The organism is Clostridium fallax, assembly GCF_900129365.1.
Classification (GTDB): Bacteria; Bacillota; Clostridia; order Clostridiales; family Clostridiaceae; genus Clostridium_AH; species Clostridium_AH fallax.
This window is the reverse complement of the sequence record NZ_FQVM01000014.1, coordinates 57,549-67,471: the sequence shown is the minus strand read 5'-3', so window position 1 is coordinate 67,471 and position 9,923 is coordinate 57,549. Positions and strand designations below refer to the sequence as shown.

Sequence of the window (9,923 nt, the reverse complement as noted above, 5' to 3'; positions counted from 1 at the left end):
AATATACTTATACTTTAAAATAACAGCCTATATTCAATATTATTACAAAAATATTAAAAATTCTTAATTTTTAATTAATATCTTAATATTTTACTATAGTAATAACTTTTAAAATATACATAAAAATATAAAAGACCTCCTTAAGCAAAGAATATATAATTTGCTTAAGGAGGCTTTTTTTATTAAAAGGCCCAATCACCATTTAAGAATATTTGACATTTTTCTCCGTCTTTTGTTTCTCCTAATATATTTAAATCCTTAGTACCAACCATAAAATCTACGTGAGTTAAGGAGTTATTTACACCTAGTTTATCTAATTCTTTCTCAGTGTAATTTTCTCCATTTTTTATACATGCAGCATATGCTTTACCTAAAGCTAAATGGCAAGAAGCATTTTCATCAAATAATGTATTGAAAAATATTATGCCAGATAAAGATATTGGTGAGTGATAAGGAACTAAAGCAACTTCTCCTAAATAATGAGAGCCTTCATCAGTTTCTATTAAATGTTTTAAAGTATCATAACCTTTTTCAGCAGTAAAGTCACAAACTTTACCATCTTTAAAAGTTAAAGAGAAATTATCTATTAAATTACCATTATAATTCAAAGGTTTTGAACTATGTACTACACCATTAACACCAGTTTTTTTAGGTAATGTAAAGACTTCCTCAGTAGGTATATTTGCAATAAATTCAATACCATCTTGAGTTTTTTCTGCTCCACCTGCCCAAATATGGCCTTCTGGTAATTCTATAGTTAAATTTGTTCCTTTTGAGTTTTTATAATGTAATCTTTTAAAACTCTTAGAGTTTAAAAAGTCCATTTTTTCTTTTAAGTTATTAGTATGTTCTTCCCAAGCTTTAACAGGATCCATTTTATCTACTCTTACTATTTTAAATATAGCATCCCAAAGCTTTTCTACAGCTTCATCTTTTGTTAAGTTAGGAAATACTTTAGTTGCCCAACCTATAGTAGGAATTGCAACTATTGACCAAGAATTTTTATTAGTCATAGTTCTTTCATAGAATTCTTTAAGAGCTATACTTCTTGATTTACTAGCCCTTGCAATTCTTTTAGGATCGACATCTTTCATAAGTTCAGGATCAGAGGCAAATATACTTAAAAAGGCAGCTCCTTCTCTTGCATAGGAAACAAGGGAATCCACTTGCCATTTAGGCATTGAATCAAAAATTTCATCTGCACCTTTTAAATATGTGATTTTTGATAATTTTTCATCACTCCAAAGAACAACTACTTCCTTTGCTCCTAAATCATAAGCTTTATTTGCTATAATTCTTGCGAAATCAGCACATTCTATAGGTGTTCTTAATACAAGAGTTTGATTTTTTTGTATGTTTACACCAGTTTTAACAGCCAATGTAGCATACTTTTCTAACATTTCACTATTCATTAAACTCAGTCCCTTCTTAGAAAATAAATACTTTATTAACTTTATTTTCTCATAAAAAAAGTTATATGTCCAAATTATTTTATCAATCATTTATATTATAAAAATTAGAAGTATTAATATTATATATACCTTGAAAAAATGGTTGTCCATTAACTGTTATTTGGCATTTTTCTACATTGTAGTTATAGCATATAGTGTTTACTAAAGTTAAAATTAAGGATTTAATCTTAAAATTAGGTAAATAATATATTTCAGGATCATCACCAAGATCAACTTTTGCTAATGAATCATTTACAGAAAGTATAATACTATTTATACTAATATTAGACTTTGATAATAAAGTAGCTGAGTTATATGGTGGATCATTTAGTACTGATTGGTATAAATCTTTATTACTTATACCATATTCTTGGGAAATATCTTTATCTTCATAATAACAATAATCGTTTAAAGAATCATAAAAGAAAATTCGCACATTTTTTTTATAAGGACTATTTTCTTTTATGCTTTTAAGTTCATAAACATAAGATTTACCACCGGTTTCTAGTATACTTTTTACAAGTCCTACATTAGGAGCATAGTATCTTTTTAAAATCAATCCTTGAGATTTTGAAGTAACTTCAATAGTTTCAAATTCTTTAAAGGATGTGGAAATCTTTTTGTTTAAGGAAGTTATTTCATTAGAATCATAATTATCATCAGACCATTTAGTACCTACTTTTAGGGGACTTTTAAGTAAAATTTCATTTTTATTTTTTTTATCTAATAAATGTGAATTTTTAATAGAATGTTCTTCATAATAAACTAAAGATATATTATCTTCACAAATCTTTAAAAGATAGTTAGAATTACTTGAAAGATCTGTTGTTTTAAATTGAAGTTTATTTCCGTCAAAGGTTTCAATGTACATATAAATTAAATCGTCTTTATATGGTGTTGAGTAGATTAATTCTGTGTTTACTTTAGTAGGTAAATATTTAATAAGATCCATATTAACGTTACCGGAAGGAACAGATTTTGAATCTAAAGATTCTAAATTTTTATCATTCTCAATTAAGTTTGGCATATATGCAATTTTAGAGGAACTTTTACTTATAGTAAAGAAAGTAAAGATTAAAAAAATTATTCCTATAAATGTAATAAAAAAATTCTTCATAAATTCACTCCATTATAATAAAAATTTTATCATATTTAAAAAATTTATAATTTATATTATATCATATATAAAAAGGTGGGGAAAACATGTATAAATTATTAGAAACAATATTAAAAAATAACGAAATATATACAAAAGAGGGAAATTTAGCATCTTATATACCAGAGCTTAGTAAAGCCAATAGGGAGGATTTGGGAATTTCTGTAGTTACTCTTGATGGAAAAGAATATTCTATGGGAGTTTGTGATAAGCCTTTTACAATTCAAAGTATATCTAAGGTACTTTCTCTTTTATTAGCAATAATGGATAATGGACGAAATAATGTGTTTTCAAAGGTAGGAATGGAACCTACAGCAGATGGGTTTAATTCAATTGTAAATTTAGAAATAAAGAATCCTATTAAACCTTTTAATCCAATGATTAATTCTGGAGCCATTGTAACAACATCTCTGATATATGGAAAAGATAGAGATGAGAAATTTGAAAGAATTTTAGATTTTACAAAGAAAATAACAGGAAATCCTAATATAGATTATAATAAAGATGTTTATTTATCAGAAAAGGAAACAGGAGATAGAAATAGAGCATTAGCTTATTTCATGAAAAGCAATAACATATTTAAGGAAAATGTAGATGAAGTTTTAGATCTTTACTTTAAACAATGTTCTATTAATGTTACTTGTAGAGATATAGCTAAAATAGGGGCTGTACTTGCAAATGATGGAATACTTCCATGGAGTGGAGAGAGAATAATTTCAAGAGAAGTTTGTAGAATAGTTAAAACTATAATGGTTACATGTGGTATGTATGATGCATCAGGAGAATTTGCAGTTCATATTGGAATACCAGCTAAAAGTGGTGTTGGCGGAGGTATAATGGCAGCTGTACCAAATAGAATGGGAATAGGAGTTTTTGGTCCAGCTCTAGATGAAAAGGGAAATAGTATAGCTGGAATACACTTACTTAAGGATTTGTCAGAAGAATTAGATTTAAGTATATTTTAATTTAACAGGATATAATAATATATATTTGAATATTTTTAAGATATTAATATAAAAAATTAAAAATAAATTTAAAAAAGTCATAGATTAGTATCTTTAATCTATGACTTTTTTAATTAATAATATAGAGAAATAAAAATTAAACTCTGTATTTATAAATAATCATATAAAAATATATTGGTTTATAATAAAGTTTACTAAGTTACAATAAGTATTAAATTTTAAAGAATTAATTTTATAATTTAATAAAAATTTTATTTTTTAAGACAGAAAATTATGATTTAATTAAAGGGTATGTTATATTATAATGTAATCATTATTAATACAAAGGAAGGAAGATGAGGATGCTAAGATTCTTAGATGGAGGAGAATCTCATGGCAAGGGATTAGTAGCTATATTGGAAGGTATTCCTTCAAATTGTGAAATAAATATTGAGAAAATAAATGAAGAATTATCTAGAAGACAAAAAGGTTATGGAAGAGGAAAAAGAATGGCCATAGAAAGTGATAAAGTTGAAATATGGTCTGGACTTAGAGGAAACAAAACCACAGGAAATCCCGTAACCTTAGTTATTTATAATAAAGATTATGATAATTGGAAAGAGTTTTTTAAAAGAGAGCCAAAGGAAGAAGAAATAATAAAAAATGCAAGACCTGGTCATGGAGATTTAGTAGGATTTTATAAGTATAGAACCGGTGATATAAGAGATGTTATAGAGAGAACATCAGCAAGAGAAACTGCTATAAGAACAGCAGTAGGAGCTTTTTGTAAACAAGTACTTAATAATTTTAATATAGAAATAAGAAGTAAAGTAAAATCTATAGGTGAAGTTTATGATATAGATTGTGATTTATATAAAGAGGAAGTTTGGGAAAAAGTTTTAAAAAGTCAGGTTAGTATTTTTGATAAGCATTGTGAAAATAGGGCAAAGGAATTAATTGATAGATGCAAGGAGGAAGGAAATACTATAGGAGGTACAATTTTTGTATCAATAAAAGGTGTTCCCTTAGGCCTTGGAAGTTATTCACAGTGGGATAGAAAGCTAGATGCTATAATAAGCAAGGGAATTATGTCTCTTCAAGGAATAAAGTCTATTTCCTTTGGTAGAATAAATGATTTATCTCTTTTAGGAAAGAATTTTCAAGATGAGATTTTTTATGAAAATGGTAAAATAATAAGAGATACCAATAATGCAGGTGGTATAGAAGCTGGTGTTTCAAATGGAGAAAACATAGAATTTACAGCTCTTATGAAACCTATACCGTCAATAAAAGGTGGTATAAGGTCTGTAGATTTAGTCAATAAATTTAATGTGGAAAGTAGATATGAAAGATCTGATGTTTGTGCAGTAGTACCAGCAGCGGTGGTAATTGAAAATATATGTGCTTTTGAAATATTAAAAGAATTTTTACAAAAATTTGGAGGGGATGAACTGGAGGAAATAAAGTCAAATCTTTATAGATTCCTTTCAACTCTTTATTAACTGGAGGAGATACTTTGGAGAGATTACTTATATTAGATGGAAACAGTTTAATGAATAGAGCCTTTTATGCAATTCCATTACTTTCAACTAGTGAGGGAATTTATACAAATGCAGTATATGGATTTACTAATATGCTTCTAAAGATGAAAGAGGATATAAAACCAGATTATATAGTTGCAACATTTGATAGGAAAGCTAAGACTTTTAGACACATAGAATATAAAGACTATAAAGCTGGAAGAAAGAAAATGCCAGATGAGCTAGGAGAGCAATTCCCTATTGTAAAAGAAATGCTAAATCTTTTAAGCATTTCAATTTTTGAAATGGATGGCTTTGAGGCAGATGATTTAATTGGTACTGTTGCCAAGTATGCAGAAAAAAATAATATAGAAGTTTATATAGTAACAGGAGATAGAGATGCTCTTCAATTAGCTTCTGATAATATAAAAATAGTCCTTACTAAAAAAGGAGTAACAGAAACAGAAGTTTACGATAAAAATGCAATGATAGAGGAATATGGAGTAACTCCTACAGAATTTATAGATGTTAAGGGACTTATGGGTGATAAATCAGATAATATTCCAGGAGTTCCTGGTATAGGAGAAAAAACTGCTTATAAACTTATAAAAGAATATGGATCTGTAGAGGGTGTTTTAAGTAATATAGATAATATAAGTGGTAAAAAGCTTAAAGAGAACCTTACAGAATATAGTGAGCAAGCTATATTTTCAAAAAAATTAGCAACCATAAAAACAGATGTTCCTGTTGAATTTTCTTTAGACGAGATAAAATCTCAAGATAATTTTGATATAGATGGATTAAGAAAACTTTTATTTAAATTACAAATGCCAACAGTATTAAAAAAGCTTGAATTAGAAGAAGATTCAATAGAAGATCAGTCAATTCAATATACAAAAGTTAAAAGTTATTCAGATATTAAGAATTTAGAAGATTCTATAAAGGATAAAATATTTATAACTTTTAATTTAAAAGATGAAGAGGTGTATTCAAAATTATCTATAGAAGATATTTTTATATCTATAGAGAATGAAAATTATATAATTTCTTATGAAACATTAAAAGAAGATAAAGAAGTATTTTCTCTAATAAAAGGTATATTAGAAAATCAGGACATAAAGAAAATTTCTAATAATATAAAGAATGCTTTAACAGCATTAAGAAAAGAAAATATAAACCTTAAAAATCTATATTTTGATACTGCAATTGCAGCATATTTATTAGATTCATCAAAGGGCAAGTATCCATTGATAACCTTAGTAAATGAATACTTAGGAAAAGATCCAAAAGGTGAAGATGAGGAGATTTTAATTAAACTTAATTCCTATTTAAATGATCTTTATGAGTGTTTATATAAAAAGATAAAGAAAGATTCTATGGAAGATTTGCTGTTTAATGTAGAGTTACCTTTAGCAGAGGTTTTATCTTCTATGGAACAGTTAGGATTTAAAGTCAATGAAAATATGTTAAATGAGCTTAGGGTAAAATTTAAAGATGAGCTTGAGAAAACTGAAAAAGAAATTTTCACTTTAGCTGATGAAAGTTTTAATATAAATTCACCAAAACAACTTGGAAAAATACTTTTTGAAAAGTTAGACCTTCCGGTTATAAAGAAAACAAAAACTGGATATTCAACTAATGCTGAAGTTCTAGAAAAATTATCAGATAAGCATCCTATAATAAATAAAATAACTTACTTTAGGCAGTTATCTAAAATTTATTCAACTTATATAGAAGGATTAAGTGCTGTAATAGATAAAGATGGATGCATTCATTCAAACTTTAATCAAACTGTTACAACTACGGGAAGATTATCATCAACAGAACCTAATCTTCAAAATATTCCTATTAAATATGAAATGGGAAGAGAGATAAGAAAGGTATTTATACCTAGGGAGAAAGATGATGTTATTTTATCAGCAGACTATTCTCAAATAGAACTTAGAGTACTTGCAGATATAGCTAAAGATGAAAATATGATAAATGCTTTTAAGCATCATTCAGATATCCATACAAAAACTGCATCAGAGGTTTTTAATGTACCTATAGATGAAGTTACAAAGGAAATGAGAAGTGGAGCAAAGGCGGTAAACTTTGGAATAGTATATGGAATTAGTGATTTTAGTTTGGCTCAAGATCTTAATATAACAAGAAAAGAAGCAAAAGAGTATATGGATATATATTTTGATAGATATCCTAATATAAAGAAATATCTTAAAGACATATTAGTGGAAGCTAAAGATAATGGATATGTTAAAACTATTATGAATAGAAGAAGATTCATTCCGGAAATTACAGCTTCAAATAAAATGGTAAAAGCTTTTGGAGAAAGGCTTGCTATGAATGCACCTATTCAAGGAAGTGCGGCAGATATAATAAAGCTTGCTATGGTTAATGTGTATAAGAGACTAAATGAAAAATCATTAAAAAGTAAAATTATACTTCAAGTTCACGATGAATTAATATTAAATGTAGTTAAAGAAGAATTAGAAGAAGTAAGAGATTTAGTTAAAGAAGAAATGGAAAATGTAATTAAATTAAACGTACCATTAGAAGTAGACATAAATACAGGAAATACTTGGTATGATGTAAAATAGGAGGGGAAAAATGATTAAAATCGGCTTAACTGGTGGAATTGGATCAGGTAAAAGTACAGTTTCTTTAATGTTTAAATCAGCAAACTTTCCACTAATTGATGCTGACATCATTGCACGGGAGGTTTTAAAGAAATATCCTGAAATATTAGATAAGGTTAGAATGAATTTTGGAGACAATTTCTTTGATTGGAGAGGAGAATTTAGAAGAAAAGAATTTGGAAATCACATATTTAGGTTTCCAAAAGAAAGAGTTAAATATGAAAATATAATAATTCCTTATATAAAAAAAGAAATCTTTAATGAATTTGATAATTTTGAAAAAGCAGGAGAAAAGGTAGTTATTTTAGATGCTCCTACTTTAATAGAAACAAAATTAAACGAGGATATGGATTATATTATTTTAGTTTGGGTTGATAATAAAGTTCAGCTTACAAGATTAAAGGAAAGAGATAAGTTAACTCAAGGAGAAGCTATAAACAGAATAAATTCTCAACTATCTTTAGATAGGAAAAAAGATTTTGCTAATTTTATAATAGACAATGGTGGTAGCTTAATTGAAACTAAGAAACAAGTAGATGATATTATAGATATTTTAAATATGTATAAGTAATATGATTGGAGATTAATATGAAGTTAAAAAAGCTTATAGTAACATTAGTATTTATAGTTATTATCATATTTGGTTCTATAAAAGTTCTATATGGTTATATGTATCCTTATAAATATGGTGATATAGTCAATAAATATAGCAAAGAATATAATCTTGATCCCTTATTTGTTTTATCTGTAATTAAAGCAGAAAGTAATTTTAATTCTAATGCTGCATCTCATAAAGATGCACAAGGTTTAATGCAAATTACTGATCCAACAGCAAAATGGGCAGCGGAACAAATGGGAATTACTGATTATAATAAAGATATGTTAAAAAATCCAGAATTTAATGTAAGAATGGGTTGTTGGTATTTAGATAATTTAAAAAAAGAGTTTGGTGATAAAGACTTAGTTTTAGCAGCTTACAATGGTGGAAGAGGAAAAGTAAATCAGTGGCTAAAAGATAATCAATATTCTAAAAATGGGAAAGATCTTCATTATATTCCTTTTAAAGAAACGGATAAATATGTTAAAAAGGTTAATACTAATTATAAAATATATAAATTTTTATACAGAAATAAATATATAAAAGCAATTAGTTAATAAATGTTATTAATTAATAAAACTTGTCAAATAAGGGATAAAAATATATAATTAAATTAATCAAATGAAATTTTTAGTAAAAGGAGAAGCTTAAGATGAATAAAATATCAATTATAGGTGCTGGTGCTGTAGGAGCAACAACAGCTTTTTCACTACTACAAAAAGGATTATCATCAAAACTAGTTATTAATGATATAAATAATGATAAGGCAATGGGAGAGGTACTAGATTTAATGCATGGTAGCTCACTTTTAAAACCTGTAGAAGTTACTGTAGGTAGTATTGAAGATACTAAAAATTCAGATATAGTTATAATAACAGCAGGTGCAGCTCAAAAACCAGGAGAAACTAGATTAGATTTAGTAGATAAAAACTATAAAATTTTTAGCGGTTTTGTACCAAAGCTTGCAAAGTTAAGCCCTAATGCTATATTTTTAGTTGTAGCAAATCCTGTTGATGTATTAACTCAAATAACATATAAATTATCAGGACTACCAGCTCATAGAGTTATAGGCTCAGGAACAGTTTTAGATACTGCAAGATTAAAATCTTTGCTTGGAAAATATGTAGGAGTTGATGGAAGAAATATTCACTCTTATGTAATAGGAGAGCATGGAGATTCAGAATTGGTTACTTGGAGTTCTACAAGAGTTTCTAATATACCAATAAAAGAATGCTGTGAACAATTATCTTTAGATTGGGATAAAGATATTGAAGATATAATAGAAAATGATGTTAAGAATTCTGCTTATGAGGTTATAGCAAAAAAAGGAGCTACTTATTATGCTATAGCAGTTGCAGTTACAAGAATATGTGAAGCTATTGCAGGAAATGAAAAATCAATTTTAACTGTATCATCTCACTTAGAAGGACAATACGGATTAGATGATGTTTATATTGGAGTTCCATCTATAGTATCAGAACATGGTATAGAGAAAATCTTAGAAATAGAACTAAAAAAAGAGGAAAAAGAAAAGTTAGAGGAATCTGTTAAAATCTTAAAAGAAGTATATAATGATGTTTCTAAAAATAATAAATAATATTTAAAAGAAACTTAATTT

General features: G+C 26.9%; 8 protein-coding genes. 6 read left to right on the top strand and 2 right to left on the bottom strand.

Annotated elements, in window-relative coordinates:
- Positions 1-182: 182 nt before the first annotated feature.
- Together BUA70_RS08250 and BUA70_RS08245 are read right to left on the bottom strand one after the other, a co-directional pair.
- Positions 183-1,412, bottom strand: coding sequence for an aminopeptidase (locus BUA70_RS08250; protein ID WP_072896209.1), 1,230 nt, complete (start codon positions 1,410-1,412; stop codon positions 183-185).
- Positions 1,413-1,494: 82 nt separating this feature from the next.
- Complete coding sequence (locus tag BUA70_RS08245; RefSeq protein ID WP_072896206.1) at positions 1,495-2,568, bottom strand: GerMN domain-containing protein; 1,074 nt, start codon at positions 2,566-2,568, stop codon at positions 1,495-1,497.
- 86 nt (positions 2,569-2,654) lie between these two features.
- Here BUA70_RS08245 and glsA point away from each other — a divergent pair, with 86 nt between their 5' ends.
- The 6 genes from glsA to BUA70_RS08215 all read left to right on the top strand — a co-directional run bounded on the left by glsA (position 2,655) and on the right by BUA70_RS08215 (position 9,902).
- On the top strand, positions 2,655-3,572 hold the full coding sequence (gene glsA / locus BUA70_RS08240) for a glutaminase A (protein ID WP_072896204.1): 918 nt from the start codon (positions 2,655-2,657) through the stop codon (positions 3,570-3,572).
- A 341-nt stretch (positions 3,573-3,913) separates the two neighbouring features.
- Positions 3,914-5,053 carry a chorismate synthase gene (gene aroC / locus BUA70_RS08235; protein ID WP_072896202.1) on the top strand — a complete coding sequence of 380 codons (1,140 nt, stop codon included), beginning with the start codon at positions 3,914-3,916 and terminating at the stop codon, positions 5,051-5,053.
- A 14-nt stretch (positions 5,054-5,067) separates the two neighbouring features.
- Positions 5,068-7,668 carry a DNA polymerase I gene (gene polA / locus BUA70_RS08230; RefSeq protein WP_072896199.1) on the top strand — a complete coding sequence of 867 codons (2,601 nt, stop codon included), beginning with the start codon at positions 5,068-5,070 and terminating at the stop codon, positions 7,666-7,668.
- A gap of 10 nt (positions 7,669-7,678) precedes the next feature.
- Positions 7,679-8,278 carry a dephospho-CoA kinase gene (coaE, locus tag BUA70_RS08225; protein WP_072896197.1) on the top strand — a complete coding sequence of 200 codons (600 nt, stop codon included), beginning with the start codon at positions 7,679-7,681 and terminating at the stop codon, positions 8,276-8,278.
- 17 nt (positions 8,279-8,295) lie between these two features.
- Complete coding sequence (locus tag BUA70_RS08220; RefSeq protein ID WP_072896194.1) at positions 8,296-8,862, top strand: lytic transglycosylase domain-containing protein; 567 nt, start codon at positions 8,296-8,298, stop codon at positions 8,860-8,862.
- Between the two features lie 95 nt (positions 8,863-8,957).
- Positions 8,958-9,902 carry an L-lactate dehydrogenase gene (locus BUA70_RS08215; RefSeq protein ID WP_072896191.1) on the top strand — a complete coding sequence of 315 codons (945 nt, stop codon included), beginning with the start codon at positions 8,958-8,960 and terminating at the stop codon, positions 9,900-9,902.
- The last annotated feature ends 21 nt before the right edge of the window (positions 9,903-9,923 follow it).

Bases quoted from the DNA above. Each gene is read 5' to 3' on its own strand.
- BUA70_RS08250 (WP_072896209.1), bottom strand. From the start codon at position 1,412: ATGAATAGTGAAATGTTAGAAAAGTATGCTACATTGGCTGTTAAAACT.
- BUA70_RS08245 (WP_072896206.1), bottom strand. From the start codon at position 2,568: ATGAAGAATTTTTTTATTACATTTATAGGAATAATTTTTTTAATCTTT.
- glsA (WP_072896204.1), top strand. From the start codon at position 2,655: ATGTATAAATTATTAGAAACAATATTAAAAAATAACGAAATATATACA.
- aroC (WP_072896202.1), top strand. From the start codon at position 3,914: ATGCTAAGATTCTTAGATGGAGGAGAATCTCATGGCAAGGGATTAGTA.
- coaE (WP_072896197.1), top strand. From the start codon at position 7,679: ATGATTAAAATCGGCTTAACTGGTGGAATTGGATCAGGTAAAAGTACA.
- BUA70_RS08220 (WP_072896194.1), top strand. From the start codon at position 8,296: ATGAAGTTAAAAAAGCTTATAGTAACATTAGTATTTATAGTTATTATC.
- BUA70_RS08215 (WP_072896191.1), top strand. From the start codon at position 8,958: ATGAATAAAATATCAATTATAGGTGCTGGTGCTGTAGGAGCAACAACA.